At 36.2% G+C, this 17328-nt stretch carries 17 protein-coding genes; 6 read left to right on the top strand and 11 right to left on the bottom strand.

All coding sequences use genetic code 11. The features are described from left to right. Window positions 1-42: 42 nt before the first annotated feature. Both infC and thrS read right to left on the bottom strand, forming a co-directional pair. Window positions 43-543: a translation initiation factor IF-3 gene (gene infC / locus RAH34_RS08405; RefSeq protein ID WP_027372223.1), complete on the bottom strand. Its 501-nt coding sequence runs from the start codon at window positions 541-543 to the stop codon at window positions 43-45. Between the two features lie 166 nt (window positions 544-709). Then, a complete protein-coding gene (thrS, locus tag RAH34_RS08400) occupies window positions 710-2629 on the bottom strand; it encodes a threonine--tRNA ligase (RefSeq protein ID WP_034694469.1) in 1920 nt (639 codons plus the stop codon). Window positions 2630-2872: 243 nt separating this feature from the next. Here thrS and RAH34_RS08395 point away from each other — a divergent pair, with 243 nt between their 5' ends. After that, a complete protein-coding gene (locus RAH34_RS08395; RefSeq protein WP_306595825.1) occupies window positions 2873-3271 on the top strand; it encodes a hypothetical protein in 399 nt (132 codons plus the stop codon). Next, the gene (locus tag RAH34_RS08390; RefSeq protein WP_306595839.1) at window positions 3262-3846 is read left to right on the top strand and encodes a dipeptidase; all 585 of its coding nucleotides are present in this window, start codon (window positions 3262-3264) and stop codon (window positions 3844-3846) included. Before RAH34_RS08395 ends, RAH34_RS08390 begins: the two co-directional genes overlap by 10 nt. 394 nt (window positions 3847-4240) lie before the next feature. Here RAH34_RS08390 and RAH34_RS08385 read toward each other — a convergent pair whose 3' ends face one another. Then, window positions 4241-5785 carry a hypothetical protein gene (locus tag RAH34_RS08385; protein ID WP_114820074.1) on the bottom strand — a complete coding sequence of 515 codons (1545 nt, stop codon included), beginning with the start codon at window positions 5783-5785 and terminating at the stop codon, window positions 4241-4243. Between the two features lie 148 nt (window positions 5786-5933). Here RAH34_RS08385 and RAH34_RS08380 point away from each other — a divergent pair, with 148 nt between their 5' ends. The 4 genes from RAH34_RS08380 (at window position 5934) to leuB (ending at window position 10430) form a co-directional block, all read left to right on the top strand. Further along, window positions 5934-7097: a 2-isopropylmalate synthase gene (locus RAH34_RS08380; RefSeq protein ID WP_114820075.1), complete on the top strand. Its 1164-nt coding sequence runs from the start codon at window positions 5934-5936 to the stop codon at window positions 7095-7097. Window positions 7098-7126: 29 nt separating this feature from the next. After that, window positions 7127-8515, top strand: coding sequence for a 3-isopropylmalate dehydratase large subunit (gene leuC, locus RAH34_RS08375; RefSeq protein WP_114820076.1), 1389 nt, complete (start codon window positions 7127-7129; stop codon window positions 8513-8515). Window positions 8516-8716: 201 nt separating this feature from the next. Further along, entirely contained in the window at window positions 8717-9325 is a 609-nt protein-coding gene (leuD, locus tag RAH34_RS08370) for a 3-isopropylmalate dehydratase small subunit (RefSeq protein ID WP_306595824.1), read from the top strand. Continuing rightward, window positions 9306-10430 (top strand): 3-isopropylmalate dehydrogenase, encoded by a 1125-nt coding sequence (gene leuB, locus RAH34_RS08365; protein ID WP_306595823.1) that lies wholly within the window; start codon window positions 9306-9308, stop codon window positions 10428-10430. The genes leuD and leuB overlap by 20 nt, the downstream gene beginning before the upstream one ends. A gap of 95 nt (window positions 10431-10525) precedes the next feature. Here the strand turns inward: leuB and RAH34_RS08360 are convergent, their stop codons facing one another. From RAH34_RS08360 to RAH34_RS08325, 8 genes are all read right to left on the bottom strand, one after another. Further along, on the bottom strand, window positions 10526-10711 hold the full coding sequence (locus RAH34_RS08360; RefSeq protein ID WP_114820079.1) for a hypothetical protein: 186 nt from the start codon (window positions 10709-10711) through the stop codon (window positions 10526-10528). A 73-nt stretch (window positions 10712-10784) separates the two neighbouring features. Further along, window positions 10785-11390, bottom strand: a complete 606-nt coding sequence (locus tag RAH34_RS08355; protein ID WP_114820080.1) for a DUF4230 domain-containing protein — start codon at window positions 11388-11390, stop codon at window positions 10785-10787. Window positions 11391-11393: 3 nt separating this feature from the next. After that, window positions 11394-11957 (bottom strand): thioredoxin family protein, encoded by a 564-nt coding sequence (locus RAH34_RS08350; RefSeq protein ID WP_306595822.1) that lies wholly within the window; start codon window positions 11955-11957, stop codon window positions 11394-11396. 3 nt (window positions 11958-11960) lie between these two features. After that, the gene (locus RAH34_RS08345; protein WP_027372233.1) at window positions 11961-12428 is read right to left on the bottom strand and encodes a nucleoside triphosphate pyrophosphohydrolase family protein; all 468 of its coding nucleotides are present in this window, start codon (window positions 12426-12428) and stop codon (window positions 11961-11963) included. A 104-nt stretch (window positions 12429-12532) separates the two neighbouring features. Next, window positions 12533-13264 (bottom strand): energy transducer TonB, encoded by a 732-nt coding sequence (locus RAH34_RS08340; RefSeq protein WP_306595821.1) that lies wholly within the window; start codon window positions 13262-13264, stop codon window positions 12533-12535. 115 nt (window positions 13265-13379) lie between these two features. Beyond that, on the bottom strand, window positions 13380-13790 hold the full coding sequence (locus RAH34_RS08335) for a hypothetical protein (RefSeq protein WP_306595820.1): 411 nt from the start codon (window positions 13788-13790) through the stop codon (window positions 13380-13382). Window positions 13791-13800: 10 nt separating this feature from the next. Beyond that, window positions 13801-14514, bottom strand: coding sequence for a glycohydrolase toxin TNT-related protein (locus RAH34_RS08330; RefSeq protein WP_114820083.1), 714 nt, complete (start codon window positions 14512-14514; stop codon window positions 13801-13803). A gap of 473 nt (window positions 14515-14987) precedes the next feature. Further along, window positions 14988-17207, bottom strand: a complete 2220-nt coding sequence (locus RAH34_RS08325; protein WP_306595819.1) for a zinc-dependent metalloprotease — start codon at window positions 17205-17207, stop codon at window positions 14988-14990. Window positions 17208-17328 lie beyond the last annotated feature (121 nt).

Below are 17328 nucleotides of genomic sequence, written 5' to 3'. Positions count from 1 at the left end.
TCAAATTACTTTGAGGTTTTTTTATATAAAATAATGACTTAATTATTTTGCTGGTTTTTTAGGACTCATCATCATAATCATTCTTTTTCCTTCAAGCTTAGGAAGCTGGTCTACTTTACCCACGTGCTCTAGTTCCTGAGCAAGTTTTAAAAGCAAAATTTCTCCCTGGTCCTTAAAGATAATCGAACGTCCTTTAAAAAATACGTAGGTTTTTAATTTAGAACCTTCTTCAAGGAATTTTTCAGCATGCTTCTTTTTGAATTCGTAATCGTGATCATCAGTCTGAGGTCCGAAACGGATCTCTTTTACCACCACTTTTACCTGCTTGGCTTTAAGTTCCTTCTGTTTTTTCTTTTGCTCGTATAAGAATTTCTTGTATTCCAATACTCTTGCAATAAATGGTTCTGCTTTGTCAGAAATTACTACTAAATCCAATTCCTGTTCCGCCGCAATTTGTCTTGCTTTGTCAATTGGGTAAATTCCTGGCTCTACGTTATCGCCCACTAAACGAAGCTCTCTCACACGAATTTTATCGTTGATCAAGTGAGCGTCCTCTTGTACCGGACGTCTCTGTGGGCCCCTGTTGTTAAATCTTTGTGCTATTGTATTATAATTTTATTGGTTAATTACTTAATTTAATTGATTTAAATATTTAAAATTGAAAGATTCCAATTAATTATTTGAATCCTTCAATCTTTTAATTTTAAATTTATATGGCTGCTTCTTTTTTGAAGTAAGCAACGAAATCCTCCATCTTCATCACTCCAAGATCTCCTTCTCCACGTCTTCTTACAGAAATCGTGCCTTCTTTCTCTTCGTTTTCTCCTACGACAAGCATGAAAGGAATTTTATTCAATTCTGCATCACGGATCTTTTTACCAGTCTTCTCGTTTCTGTCATCAATCTGACCGCTAATATCGTGATTTTCCAAAAATTGTGAAACTTTTTTTGAATAATCTACATATTTTTCACTGATTGGTAGAATAATAAACTGATCCGGGCTTAGCCATAATGGGAAATCACCTGCAGTGTTTTCCAGTAAAATAGCAATAAAACGCTCCATAGAACCGAATGGTGCTCTGTGGATCATTACCGGTCTGTGCTTCTCATTATCATTTCCGATATAGTGAAGATCAAATCTTTCCGGAAGGTTATAGTCTACCTGGATAGTTCCAAGCTGCCATTTTCTTCCTAAAGCATCTTTCACCATGAAGTCAAGCTTAGGACCGTAGAATGCTGCTTCTCCGTATTCTACAACTGTTTTTAAACCTTTCTTTTGAGCTGCATTGATGATAGCGCTTTCTGCTTTCTCCCAGTTTTCATCAGAACCGATATATTTTTGTTTGTTTTCAGGATCTCTTAATGAAACCTGAGTGACAAAATCTTCAAAACCTAAAGATTTGAACACATAAAGTGTTAAATCAATTACTTTTTCAAACTCTTCAGAAAGCTGATCCGGAGTACAGAAAAGGTGGGCATCATCCTGAGTAAATCCACGAACTCTCGTTAAACCGTGAAGCTCTCCACTTTGCTCATATCTGTATACCGTACCGAATTCTGCATATCTTTTTGGTAAATCTCTGTAGCTCCATTGCGAAGTTTTATAAATTTCACAGTGGTGAGGACAGTTCATTGGCTTCAGCAAAAATTCTTCTCCTTCGTTCGGAGTTTTAATCGGCTGGAAACTGTCTTCCCCATACTTATCCCAGTGTCCTGAAGTTACATACAATTCTTTTGCCCCGATGTGAGGAGACATTACAAATTCATAACCTCCTTTTTTCTGAGCATCAGAAAGGAAATTCTCCAGTTTTCTTCTTAAAGCAGTACCTTTTGGCAGCCAAAGTGGTAAACCGGCACCTACTTTTTCAGAGAACGCGAAAATTCCAAGTTCTTTACCTAATTTTCTGTGGTCTCTTCTTTTAGCTTCTTCCAATCTTTCAAGATATTCTGTAAGATCTTTCTGTTTAGGGAAAGAAATACCATATACTCTTGTTAATTGTGGGTTCTTTTCATTACCTCTCCAGTAAGCTCCTGCTGCATTTAATATTTTAACCGCTTTTACGATTCCTGTATTCGGGATGTGACCACCACGACATAAATCTGTGAAGTTATCGTGCGTTACAAAAGTGATTTCTCCATCATTAAGATTAGAGATCAATTCAACTTTGTAAGGGTTATCTGCATACGTCTTCAAAGCTTCGTCTTTAGAAACCGGATATAAAGAGAAGGTAGAACCTTTCTTCGCATTTTCTAAGATTTTTTTCTCAATTTTTTCAAAATCTTTTTCAGATAAGCTTTCATCCCCGAAATCTACATCATAGTAGAATCCGCTTTCGATAGCAGGACCGATGGTCAACTTAGCATCAGGATAAAACTCAAGGATTGCCTGCGCCAGAAGGTGGGCAGAAGAGTGCCAGAAAGCCTTCTTTCCAAGATCATCATTCCAGGTCAAAAGCTGTACCGTAGAATCCGTGGTTATAGGTGTGGTCGTTTCTACTTGTTTGTCATTAACAATTGCGGAAATGGTGTTTCTAGCCAATCCCTCGCTTATAGATTTTGCCACATCTAGAGGAGTCACTGCCCCTTCGAATTCTTTGACACTATTGTCTGGAAGTGTAATTTTTATCATTGTTTACTAAGAAATTTTAAGATGCAAAAATACGGAATTTTTAGATAAAATACTATATTAGCACATATTTAGAATGAGAATTAATATTAAAAATGCAAAAGATGAAGATGGTTTTAGTCTCACTGAATTCCATATTTCGTTTTTCATAGAAAAACACCTTTAATTTTTTATTCTTAATAATACAGATATTAAATATCTTATCATTTATGTAACCATTTAAAAATAAACAAATTACATCTAAGTATGAATGCTATTAATTTTGATTTGCACTGCGATTTATTATGCTATTTACTGGAGCCGGGTTCATTAATTGATGACAAGGAACTTGGCTGCTCGCTTCCGTATTTAAAAGAAGGAAATGTAAAGCTCCAGGTGATGGCTATATATTCAGCAACAGGAGAGCATAGTACAATTTATGGAGCAAAGCAGAGTGAAATTTTTTCAGATTTCCTGCAAAATGAAAGTTTTTTCTTATTTGATGGTAACAATTATAAAAATTCTGAAAACTCGGACAAAGTAGGGATTATTGCTGCCATTGAAAATGCGTCCGGCTTTTGTAGTGAAGACGATACCCTTGATACCGGTTTTAAAAATCTGGAAACGATTATTGAAAAACACAACGGGTTTTTTATCTGGGAATAACCCATCATACTGAAAACCGCTTTGGAGGTGGAAACAATTCTGATGTTGGATTGAAAGATGACGGAAAAGTCCTTCTTGATTATGTATCCGAAAAAAACATTGCTATTGATCTCGCTCATACCAGTGATCAGCTTGCCTACGGAATACTTACTTATATCGATCAGAGAAACTATAAGATTCCTATTCTGGCCAGTCATTCCAACTACAGAAAGGTTCATGACAAAAAAAGAAACCTTCCTGATGAACTGGCAAAAGAGGTAATTAAAAGAAAGGGTTTAATAGGACTTAATTTTATCCGTAACTGTGTTGATGAGAAAAATCCTGAGATTTTATATGAACATATTCAGTATGGTCTTGATTTAGGAGGAGAAGATGCAATTGCTTATGGAGCCGATTTTTTCTTTTGCAAAAACCATCCGGATAAATCGCGTCATCCTTTTTTCTTTGAAGGATATGATGATGCATCTGCTTTTAATGCGATCAATACAGAGATTGAAAAGCGCTTTTCTTCTGAACTGGTTGAAAAAATCAGTCATAAAAATGCACTGAATTTTATAGAAAACCTATACAAATAAAATCATTTTTGTCTGATTAAATCAAAGCATAATTAACAGGTCGCTCCTATGGAGCTTTATTTTGAGAGCACTTCATTTTTTCTATTAACAGTAAATCCCGATGGGATTAAATTCAGCTCCAATAGGAGCTAACGGTTAATAGTACGTAATTTGTTTTAAAATGATAGCTCCAGAGGAGCGACCTGTTAATACATGCTGTAAATATTGCGTTTTACAATTTTAGATGATTTATTCTCTCGCAGATTAAATTAAGCAGATTTTTTATGTTGATCTGCAAAATCAGCTCAATCTGCGAGAGATTATTTTTATAAGAAATGAATGAGTTGTAATGTTTAATTTTACATTAAATAAATAGTGTTAAGTCATTTTAAAACACTTTTTTATGTGTTTTTATTTAATGCTTTCTTTTATACTTTACTTTCTGCTTGATAATCTCAATCACATCTACATTCCGGACTTTAGATTTAATCCATCCATGAATATCAATATAGAATAATGAACGTCTGTAATATTCATTATTGGAATATTCTTCCAGCTTTTTATCAAAACTTTCAAATGCTTTCTGTCTCTGATCCGGTACCTGATTATTCAGGTTCTTAAAAAACTGAATGCTTTCAAAATGGAATTCTTCCGGTTTCTTCATTTTCCTGGCAAACTTCAAAGTAGAAGTAATAAATTCATCATAATCTTCATCATTTCCAGACTCATATTTTGCCATCAAGATCAGAATCCGTGTATGGAACAACAGGTCTTCCTGTACATTTCCTTTGGATTCAATGACCCTCATAGAATATTCAATGGATTTTTCAAACATTTTACTGCCGAAGAACATGGCTGCCATTTTAAGGTAGAGAATCATAAAATGGTGCTCATCAATTCTTTCCCGCAGCTTTTCCATTTTTAATTCCACTTCAGGAATAAGCTTGGTTCCTGTGAAGAATTCTCCTTTTACAAAGTGAATATTCATCAATGTATTGTATTGGGTAAGGAAAATAAGGGACTGTAGGTTTTCGTTCTGAACAAAATTCTCCGCATGTACCATTGTATTGAAATTCTCAAAATGTTCCTCCAGAATATCAATATTTCCATATAAAAACAGAATTTTCAGCAGATAAGTATTCCCTTTGATATACCAGACAGGATGACTGTAAATCATTTCAGGCTTCTTGTGAAAAAGATCTACCCATTGGTAGGCATATTTCAACGTGTATTTATAATCCTGCAAAAGCTGGTTTTTCCAGACATGGGCTTTATAATACCATAATTTCTCGGTGAAATTCAGTTTTTCAGGGTTGATGTTTTTAATCTCGGAGTTAAAAACGTCCATGACTTCCTGTCGGTCTGCATCATTTTTTACATAACCATGGGTGAGCATTTCGCTATATAATTTCAGCGAAAGGTTGGATAATTTTGTCGTATAACGGTTTTGTTTACTGATCTCCTGAGACTGCTTGATAAGCTCTTCGGCACGGCCTTCAATACTTCGTGTAATGAATTGTGACTCAATTACTTTTTCAAGGTCTATGATTTCTGAGGCAATACTTTTTTCATCCAGTTCCAAAGCTGTTTGTTTGGTCTTGTCCAGTATTTTTAAAGCCTGCTTGTAAAGTCCTTTCTGATACAGGATATTGGCAAAATCCAACTGTTCACGAAGCTGGATTCTATAGTTCTGATGACTTGGGTTCATCCGGAGACTCACCAGGATCTGTTTGTAAAGATGGGCTTTAAGGTTAGAAAGCTGTTGTTTTGTAGATATTTTTTTCTCAATAATAATACTTTCGTCATATTCTTTCATCTTGTCCATCTCAGAAAATAACAATAGAAATTTGGCATCCACGTTAATTCCGAGCCGGTTTACGTAGAGCTTAAACTGTCTTTTTTCAGAGGTCGTCAATGACTTTACCAGTACAAACAAAAAATCTTTCTGCAATTCTGCCATTGTAAATTTTAAGGAATTAAATTATTGATTAATAAATAAATACATTTGTTTTTCGAGCTGTTGAATATTGTAATTTTCAGGAAAAGTGAAAATAAAAAAATATCGCAAGCTGTAGTTTTGAGCCAAAATTAAGTAAAAAACTTCACTTATGAATTCCGAAAAAATCGAAATATTTGATACGACACTGAGAGATGGGGAACAGGTTCCGGGATGCAAACTGAATACGGAACAAAAACTGGTAATTGCTGAAAGGCTTGATGAATTAGGGATTGATATTATCGAGGCAGGATTCCCAATTTCCAGCCCCGGAGATTTTGAATCGGTTTCAGAAATTTCAAAACTGGTGAAAAATGCGAAGGTATGCGGACTCACAAGAGCGAACAAAAAAGATATTGATGTAGCAGCAGAAGCGCTGAAGTTGGCAAAGAAACCAAGAATCCATACAGGAATCGGAACTTCAGATTCTCATATTAAATACAAATTCAACTCCACAAGAGAAGATATTATTGAAAGAGCAGCTGATGCAGTAAGATATGCGAAAACATATGTTGAAGACGTTGAATTTTATGCCGAAGATGCCGGAAGAACAGATAATGAGTATCTGGCAAGAGTTTGTGAAGCCGTGATCAAAGCAGGGGCAACGGTTCTGAATATTCCCGATACCACAGGATATTGCTTACCGGAAGAATATGGTCAGAAAATAAAATACCTTAAAGAAAACGTAAAAGGAATTGAAAAAGCAGTGCTTTCATGCCATTGTCATAATGATCTTGGACTGGCGACTGCCAATTCTATTGCCGGAGCGATCAACGGAGCGCGTCAGATTGAATGTACCATCAACGGATTGGGAGAAAGAGCAGGAAATACAGCGTTGGAAGAAGTCGTCATGATTTTAAAACAGCATAAAGATTTGAATCTGCATACTGATGTGAATTCCAGAATGCTGAATGAAATGAGCGCAATGGTATCTGATCTGATGGGAATGTCTGTACAACCAAACAAAGCCATCGTAGGAGCTAATGCTTTTGCTCACAGCTCAGGAATTCATCAGGATGGGGTGATTAAAAACAGGGAAACGTATGAGATCATTGATCCAGCAGAAGTAGGAGTGAATGCGTCTTCCATTATTCTTACAGCAAGAAGCGGACGCTCAGCATTAGCTTACCGTTTCAAGCATATCGGTTATGAAGTGACCAAAAATGAACTTGATTTTCTGTATCAGGAATTTTTGAAAATTGCTGACCTTAAAAAAGAAATAGGAAATGATGATCTGAGCCTGATGATGGATTCTTTCAGTAGAAAAATTGGATAGGTTTGATTTAAATCAAGATAAAGTAAACAATGAACAACAGTAAAAAGACACTTTTTGATAAAGTTTGGGACGCTCACGTGGTAGAAACCATTCCTGACGGACCTCAGATCATTTATATAGACAAACATCTTATTCATGAGGTAACCAGCCCTCAGGCTTTTGCGGAACTTGAATCCAGAAACCTGGAAATATTCAGACCGGAACAGATTGTAGCTACTGCGGATCACAACGTACCTACTTTACATCAGGAGCAGCCTATTAAAGATGAACTTTCAAGAAATCAGGTAGAACAGCTTACAGAAAACTGTAAGAAAAACAATATTGAACTTTTCGGGTTAGGACACCCATATCAGGGAATTGTTCATATCATCGCCCCGGAACTGGGGATTACGCAGCCGGGAATGAGTATTGTTTGTGGCGACAGCCATACCTCTACGCACGGAGCATTTGGATCTATTGCTTTTGGGATTGGAACCAGCCAGGTGGCTCAGGTATTTGCCAGCCAGTGTTTATTGCTGAACAAGCCAAAATCAATGAGGATAACCGTTAATGGTACACTTAATGAAAATGTTCAGCCTAAAGATGTAATTCTTTATATCATTTCAAAAATAGGAACAGATGGAGGAACAGGATATTTCTGTGAATATGCAGGGAATGTATTTGAAGAAATGTCCATGGAAGGAAGAATGACAGTCTGCAATATGAGTATTGAAATGGGTGCCAGAGGAGGAATGATTGCTCCTGATGAAACCACTTTTGAATACGTGAAGGGAAGAAAGTTTGCACCTCAAGGAGAAGAGTGGAATGAAAAAGTAGCGTATTGGAAAACTTTGAAGACAGATGAAGGAGCTATTTTTGATGAAGAACTCAGCTTTGATGCTTCGGATATTTACCCGATGATTACATATGGTACCAATCCGGGAATGGGGATTTCAATCCGCGAAGTGATTCCTGCACCGCAAAATGAATCGGAAGAGAAGGCATTGAAATATATGGGACTGGAAGCCGGACAGGCGGTAAATAGTATTAAGGTTAATTATGTTTTCATAGGAAGCTGTACCAATGCAAGAATAGAAGATTTTCGTTCTGCCGCACAGTATATCAAAGGAAAAAGTAAATCTGAGGCTGTAAAGGCACTGATTGTTCCCGGATCCCAACAGGTAGTAAAACAGATTTATGAGGAAGGATTGGATAAAATATTCAGTGATGCAGGATTTCAGATCCGTCAGCCGGGGTGTTCGGCATGTCTGGCTATGAATGATGATAAAATTCCGGAAGGAGAATATTGTGTTTCCACTTCCAACAGAAATTTTGAAGGCAGACAGGGACAAGGTTCAAGGACTATTCTTGCCAGCCCGCTTACCGCAGCAAAAGCAGCCATAGAAGGTAAAATTTCAGCTTTTGAAAGTGTAAACTAAAAAGAATTTAACCGCAAAGACACAAAAGATGATAACACTTAAGTAAGAAGAAGATTCCATTTGCTTGTAGAAAAAGAACACTTAAGCTTTTTGAAAATCTTTGATTTTCATTCTTATGTGAACTTCAGTTAAGTAAATTGAAAAGTAAAAAAGAAAACTTTTGTGCCTTTTGTGGTTCTAAGTCTAAACAATATAGAATAAATGCAAAAATTAGTTGTTTTAAAATCCCGCGCAGTTCCATTGCCGGCAGAAAATATAGATACAGACCAGATTATTCCTGCTAGATTCCTGAAAAGTATAGACAGAAAAGGGTTCGGAGAAAATCTGTTCAGAGACTGGAGGTTCAATATTCATACAGGAGAACCGAATCCGGATTTTGTTTTAAACAATCCTAAATTCGAAGGTGAAATTTTAGTGGCAGGAAATAACTTCGGTTGTGGAAGCAGCCGTGAACATGCAGCCTGGTCTTTGACCGATTATGGTTTCAAAGTAATTGTTTCCAGTTATTTCGCCGACATCTTCAAAGGAAATGCTCTCAATAACGGACTTCTTCCTGTAAAGGTTTCTGAAGAATTTTTAAAAGAAATTCTGGAAGGAATCAATGAAAATCCTGATCATGAAATCGCTATTGATGTGGAATTACAGTCGATCAGCTTTAAAGATACCACGGAAACCTTTGAATTAGATTCTTATAAAAAAATATGCCTGCTGAATGGCTATGACGATATTGATTTTTTAATCAGCAGAAAGCAGGCGATCACAGAATTCGAATTAAAAACACAAAAAGCAAATGAGCGACAATTATTTTAAAATCGCGGTTCTTCCCGGAGATGGGATTGGCCCGGAAATTATCAGTGAAAGCATTAAAATATTGGATGCTATCGCTGAAGTGTTTCAATGTAAATTTCATTTTGACTATGGATTAATCGGTGCAGAAGCTATTTTTAAAACAGGAAATCCTTTGCCCGAAGAAACGTTGAAAATCTGTAAAGAATCTGATGCCGTGCTTTTCGGGGCAATTGGAGATCCGGTTTTTGATAATAATCCGGAAGCGAAAGTGAGACCGGAACAGGGATTATTGAAACTTCGTAAAGAGTTGGGACTGTTTGCCAATATCCGACCTTTGAAAACGTATGCATCTCTTATTGATAAAAGTCCTTTGAAAAGAGAAATTATTGAAGGAGCTGATATCCAGATCTTCAGAGAGCTGGTAAGCGGAATCTATTTTGGTGAAAAATTTACAGATCCGGAAGGTGCTTACGCTTATGACATCTGCAAATACAGTCGCGAAGATATTATTCCGATTGCGCATATGGCATTCCAGGAAGCTCAGAAAAGGAAGAAAAAACTTACCCTTATTGATAAAGCTAATGTTCTGGATACTTCAAGATTATGGAGAAAGACCTGCCAGGAAATTGCACCTGAATATCCGGATGTACAGCTTGATTATATGTTTGTAGACAATGCAGCCATGCAGCTGATTCTTAATCCTAAGCATTTTGATGTTATTGTAACGGAAAACATGTTTGGAGATATTATTTCGGATGAAGCAAGTGTGATCGGAGGTTCTATCGGCTTGCTGCCATCTGCCTCAGTAGGAGAGAAGAATGCTTTGTTTGAGCCTATTCATGGGTCTTACCCACAAGCGAAAGGAAAAGGAATTGCCAATCCTGTTGCTTCTATTTTAAGTGTGGCTATGATGCTGGATCATCTTAATTTGAAAACGGCAGCAGATAAATTAAGACAATCTGTAGAACATGCTATTGAGAACAAGTATGTCACGATTGATCTTAATACCAAACAATATTACTCAACAAGTGAAGTGGGAAGCTTTATTGCCGACCATATCAGATATTCCGAGAAGTCATATTACAATTTTGAAAATATCAAGATCGGAAAATCAACCATTGTATAGAAACAAAAGTTCAGTTAGATAGTTAGAAAGAAAAGTTCCGCCTCGTATGAGACGGAACTTTTCGTTTTTCGTTATAATTAAGCGTTGTCGCCCTTTTACTTTTTTGTGTTATCTGTTTTTCCTGATTTGTTTTTGGAAGACTTCTGCACATCTTCTTTATCAATATCTGGCGGATTGGTCTTTTTTGATGCTGCAGGAATATTCTGGAAATCCTGATTTTGCTTTTGGGTTTCTGCGGTATTGGCAGATTCTTTCTTAGTGGTTTTTCCTTTTCTATCCATGATTTTGATTTTTAAGTGTCAACAATATGGATGATATCATTCAAAGGGTTTGCCAAACAGAAATATTTTGTCCCTAAAGTCCCAGAATACCAATTTTTCCGGTTTTATCTTCTATTTCATAATTTAAAGCCTTAGCCAGAACAAAAACATTATTCAGATTTTCCATGAGCTGTTTACGGCCTTCAGTTCTCAACTGATTCTGGTCAATTGATTTTTCTGCCGTTTCCTTCGCTTTAGCAGTAACATTTTTAATGTCTTTTTCCGAGATCCTGTTAATAAAAGAATCATCCAGAGATTGGATTTCAACACTTGGAGTAATTCTGATCTCAGCATCAGGAAGCTCGGTAATAATAAGCTTTTTATTGATGGAATCTACTTCGATCTTCATTTTATTAAGATCATACGAAACCTGTGCATTGGTTTTGGTATAAGTAATAATACTGTTGCTGGAAATTTCCTTACCAAAAACTTCATAGCCCATTTTAGTTTTCTGCATACTGGAAGTATTCTGCTCCATAACCACCATCTTATTCATCTTGGAAATCTGATTGGTCAGAATATAATAATCTGACTTTTCAGTTTTATTTCCCAGGTTCAGACATGATTTCAGACCCAAAAACAGCAGCACCATTGCACCGGCACCGGCTACAAAAGATAATATTGTTCTATAATTTCTCAAAATCTATTTAAAAATTTCTTTGATAACAGATGAATCATTCTTTTTAAGAATTTGAACCAAATCCCTTTCAATATATCCTGTAGTAGGCATTTCTATAATTCTACCTACTTCTTTTCCATATCTTTTAAGAATAATGGTAGGGACTTTCTGAAGATTGTAAAGACTTTCGTCTCCGGCAGGAGATTCTTTCTTACGGTTAACAGCAATAATATTCAATTTACTTTCCGGATAACTTACAGCTTCCAATATTTTCATCAGTCTTGGAAAATCTCTGTGGCTGTCTTCACACCAGGTTCCCATGAAAACAATAATATCATAGGTTCCGATTTTCTCTTTTTTTAATTCACTGACTGCTTTTTGATCAAGAACATATTCATCATGTTCTTTCACATACCAATCTGCGTAAGGAGCTTTTAAAAATTGCTCTTTCAACTGGTTTCCCAAAAGCATTTTGCCGTCATTCTGGGTTTCAACTTCACGGTTTACCACAACTTTTTGTGCGGTAAGCTGTTGTGCTGCTAAAAACAAGCTTGAAAAGGCAACAATATTGGTAATAAATTTTTTCATATTTTATTTTTCGATAATTGATTTTAAATCAGCAGGAGAATAGTATTTGTTTTTCAGTACTTTATGATCCGCCTGTCTGTAAACATTGAATTTTTCTCCAGACTTTTCATAAAAAGATTCTACTTCCTTCGCTTTGTAAAATTCAACAGTTTCCTTTGCCTGCTCTTCATTATCACATGCTTTCGACATATTGGAGCGCTGAACTTCGTTGAATAGCTCTACAAATTTGTTGCCAAGTCCGAATTCCAGTACCGCACCACTCAAAACATACTGAAGATCACACAATGCGTCAGCAATTTCTACAATATTATTGTCAGCAATCGCCTGCTTCAGTTCGTTTAATTCTTCCTGTAAAAGTTCTACTCTCAGATTGCATCTTTCCGGAGAAGGAATTTGTGGGGTATCTAAAATAGGGGCTTTGAAAGTAGTATGGAATTCTGCTACTTGGTTCAGACTATCAATTTTATCCATGAATTTTTTTATTTCCCACAAAGATAGAAAAGGATTTGTAAAATGTGAAATGTACAGGAGTAAAATACGAGACCCAATAGCGCGGGTTACCTAATATTTTTATTTTACTCCCGTGAATTAAAGTTAATAGGCATTCTAAACCATGATTTTACTGGTGTTCCATTAGTTTTTGCCGGAGTCCACTTTCCTTTTATTTTTTTCAGAGCAAATTTTACATCTTCAAGAAGAATTTTGTTGTTTTCTACTTTCGGTTCAATATCTACATTGGTGATCTCTCCATTTTCATCTATTGCAAAGGATATAAGAAATGTTCCTTTTGGATTGTAAGTTTCCCAATCCAAATAATTACTTAAGCTTTCAAGAACCTCTTTTCTGAATGCTTTTATTCCACCGGGCATGGCAGCAGACTGATATGATTTAGCAATATCGTAATCGGGTTTGTAATTTTCAAAAAAATCTTTGGGTTGGAATAGAAAATCGAAATAAGCGGCAACTTTGTGTCCGTTTTGCTCTGCAGGCTGCCAGTTTTTTAAGCTCCCTAAAGATTTGACAGCAAGAGTAAAAGCACATTTGTTCTTTTCTATAATAGGATCATCGCTCTTTTTCTTTACTAAAGCAGGTTTACCATTCTCATCAATCTTTAGGCTTACAAAATACATCTCATTCTGATCACATGGTTTTGAGCCGCTTTTCAGGAAATAGTCCTGCATATCTGAAAATAATTGGATGGAACCTCCTTGATAAGGAAACTGGCCATCAGGATATTGGGCAAGTGTTTTTTGTGAATATGCTGACCCGAAGAACAGCATGAAAAGAAGTAAAGTAATCTTTTTCATGAATTAACGTGTTTTCCTGGTTATTGCTGATGTTATTAGTTTCTTCGCTAAAGTAAGAAAAAAGTCCACAATCTGAAATTTGTGGACTTTTAATAGGATATAGAAAGGATTTCAATTATTCATATTTCCAGATTCCGGAGATGGTCAATATCATCAATCCTGGCTGTTTTTCCCCATAGCTGAAAACGCCTATGTATTTTGAATGACAGGAAATACAATCGGTGCCAAAGTATAAAGTAGGTAATTCATTAACTGTTAATTCTCCGAAATGCAACATTCTTTGAGAGGTTCCGTTGGCAATTTTGTGCTTTAACAATTCATCTTTGGATAATATTTTACCTTCATGGTACAGTTGTAGAATAGGAAATCCTGATTTATAAGGTGTTATTGCAATAGTATTTTTGTTTCCGCAATGACAGCAGGTGAAAGTGGTTATTGCTGAAGGAAGAGCTTCATCGTTGATGAAGGTGTTTTTTTCAACAGAAGCTTTTTCGGTTATGCTTATTTTTTCTGATATTGAATACATCTGGATTGTTTTATGGCTGAATAACTGTGCCTGCTAAGTTAGGGTATTTTCCGCTGGGGCTTTTCTTAATGGTTACTTTTATATAGCCTTCTTCAGCCAGCTTATTCCATGTTTTCTGATAACCCGTGTTGATGTCGATAGGGATTTTCCACATGGTTTGTTTTCCTTTTCCTGCCTGGCTGAACCAAGGAATGATGTCTGCGGTTTGGGTTTTAAACTGCATAGAACTATTCAAAACATCGATTTCATAGTAAAAATCGTACTTGTCTTCCGGTTGATTTAATGCTCTTTGGGTAAAAGTATAAGTATAACCATTGATAATAGGGCTTGTAAAACTTCCTCCCAATGTAGGAACTCCGGTGCCGGTATAGTTGCCAACCGCTCCGCTGTATCTGTCGAATTTCTGTCCAACCTGTAAAGGAACATCATCAACAATATTGTAACCTCCGTTGGCAGGCGGCCATCCGCCATTTAAATTATTAGCCTTAAAAAGTGATTCCAACTCACTCCATTTTCCCCTTTTGTATAGGTCATAAGCCTGATTTTTTATGGCTTGACTTACCGAATTACCGGGATCATAGGTTACTGCCAGTTCATCTGCATTTTTGTAGAATACAGTGGTCACATCCGGATTGATGTCTATTACTTCATCATCGTCAGAGCTACAGGCAACCGAGAATGAAGTAATGGCTAAAAAAAAGAGGTACTTAAATAAATGTTTCATATAAAAAATTTTAAATTATTTTAAAATTATAGAGGTATTAGAGGAATGTACCTTTTTTGAAACATCAATTTTTTGCAAAGATCTCACATGAAATACTGATATGAATATTACTAATGATTCTCTGGTCCAGAATAGAAATTTTTGAGGCTGGAATTTGTTTAATAATAGACTTTTTTCGTAGCAAATTGCTGAAATAGTAATTTACACCAAAATAAATTCAAAAGAAGCAACGGCATCAGACGTTAAAAAAACGGCTTGAAGCTCCCTTAAATACGATCCGGGTAAACAGCACAATACAATATTGTTGTGTGATAAATTTAAATTAAAAAACTTAAATACTAGTTATTTTATCTAAAATAAATTATTATTTTGAAATTAATTTTATTTATAAACCTATTTATTATAATATTTTGCATTTTAAGAAATAAAAAAGCTGCCCGGATGAGCAGCTTATTGTTTCAGGTTTATTTTTTCTACTTTTTAATGAATTGTTTTGTAAATCCTGCGATCTGGATTACGTAAGTTCCATTGGTTAGTTTATTTACATTTACGGTTCCACTTTCAAGATTTCCTCCACTTACAAGCCTGCCAGACATGTCGTAGATTTTATATTCTTCATTACTTGTATTGGTAAGGATAAGAATGCTTTTTACAGGATTTGGATACAGTTTAATTTCTGTGGATGACGAAGGAGCATCGTCATTTGAGTTTTTTACCGAAATATTGGCATTATTGATATCAAAGAAAATATGATTGCTTCCTTTGACCATTATTCTTCCGGAATTGGTTAAAGTATCAGGAATTATAATACTCTCTGAGCCGTCATTAGGTGTTCCGGTCAAAATTGTTTTCCATGTGCTGCCGTTATCTGTTGACCATAGAATGTCTACATTAGCTGTATTCACCCCATTAGCTGTGGTTCCTGCTACATCCCATGTAACCGTTTGTGAACTTCCTTTTATATAAGAAACCGCAGTGTTCTGTGAGGTAATCATAAATGGCCCTGCTGCTGGGTTCACAGTCAGCTTTGTATCATCGGAATTGTTGCCTCCGCCTCCGGCTTTATTATCGCGGACGGTAAGTCTGAAATTTAAGGTTCTCGCTACAGAAGGAAGTGCTTCAACATCTATTTCTGTTCCTGTGGTTTTAAGAGCACCTGCCAATATGGAAGACATTGCCGGAAAATACCTTGTCGGAGAACCTGAAGGCGTCCACGATCTGAATATTGGTCCTGCGTTTTTTGAGTCTTTTGCCGCAGAATTAGCTCCCGTTTCAGAAGATGTTCCTTTATCCATCTGCTCCCAGATGTAAGTAAGAGGGTCTCCATCTGCATCAGTTCCAGATCCGGTAAGCATGAATGGAGTACTTTTGGGAATAATATAATCAAGGCCTGCATCTGCGGTAGGAATTGAATTTCCTGTAGGAGATTTTACAGGGCAGGTCTTTATTTTGATCGTACTCGTAATTTGTTCAATACTCAACGCATGGAAAAATGGATCAGAATGTTGTTGAACATCATAGTTGGTAACACCGGCATATCCCATGATAGTAGATCCTGAGCCTGGTTCCACAGGCTTTAATCCGGATTGGGTATCGTATGACCATGTATGATTTCCTCCGAATTGATGTCCCATTTCATGAGCTACAAAATCGATATCAAAGCTGTCTCCCGAAGGGATTCCGTTTGCTGGCGAAGTGTATCCGCTTCCTTTGTAGCTGCTGGGATAGGTAATGCCCTGGTCTTCGTAAGTAGCCATATTATTGTCACAAATACATCCAATACATCCTGCGTTACCGCCGCCGCCATCTCTGCCAAAAAGATGGCCCACATCAAAATGATCATTTCCGATGGAAGAGCTTAATGTATTCATCAGCTGCAGATTCCAGTTTCTCATTTGTGAGGATGGAGAATAAGGATCTGTGGCAGCATCAGTATAAATGATAGCATCATTATCAGCGATCAGGACCATTTTCGCCGCAAAATCATTTTCAAAGATAGCATTTACACGGGTCATTGTGTTATTCATGGCTGCTAATGCCTGAGCTTTTGTTCCTCCAAAATAAGAAGCGTATTCTCCGGTACATGAAAGGGCAAGTCTGAAGGTTCTTAATGTAGAATCATCAGCATTTTTATTAGTATTGGTTTTCAGACTTTCCTTTGGAGCTACATCTAAAACTTTACACTCAAATTTATTTAAAATATCTTTTCTGTCAGACTTTTTATAAATGATATAAGTAGAAAGATCTTTAGTGTAGGGTTGTATAAAAACAGTAGATTTGTCACTATAAATTTCCATAGAAGAAAGCCCAAGAGAAGAAATGCTGAAATAGACTTTTGAAGCTTGCTCTTCCAAACCTTCACCAATGTAAGACTTGATATCAGGGTATTTTGCAGCAAGTTCGGGTTCAAAATTAGAATTTTCCGTTACTTTAAAGTTTTCCATTTTCCCTGCTGAATTGGGAAAGGAAATAATGACTTCAGATTTTTCGGTTAATTTTTCTGAGGCCTTTGCTAATACATTTTTTAATCCGGTAATATTCAGATGAAAAAGCTGCGGATTTTTGAAAACTGACATATTTTCAAAAATGGGAGAGGATGTTTTAATGGAGCTGGAAGTCCATAAACGATCGGTCTGTGCAAAAGAAATGCCTGACAATGCGAGCATTCCCGTTATCAATAATTGTTTTTTCACTTACATATGTATTTTCAGCAAAAATAGTAAAAAAACTCACTGAAAATGTATTCTTTATCCTTGTTTTTTGTTCCATAAGAAAAGAAGGAAAAGTGATAGAGTATAAAATTTAAAAAAAAGA

The sequence above is a fragment of the Chryseobacterium sp. WLY505 genome, assembly GCF_030846215.1.
In the GTDB taxonomy this organism is placed as follows: Bacteria; Bacteroidota; Bacteroidia; order Flavobacteriales; family Weeksellaceae; genus Chryseobacterium.
The sequence above is the reverse complement of the archived record's forward strand: the minus strand, read 5'-3'. Positions and strand labels throughout refer to the sequence as shown.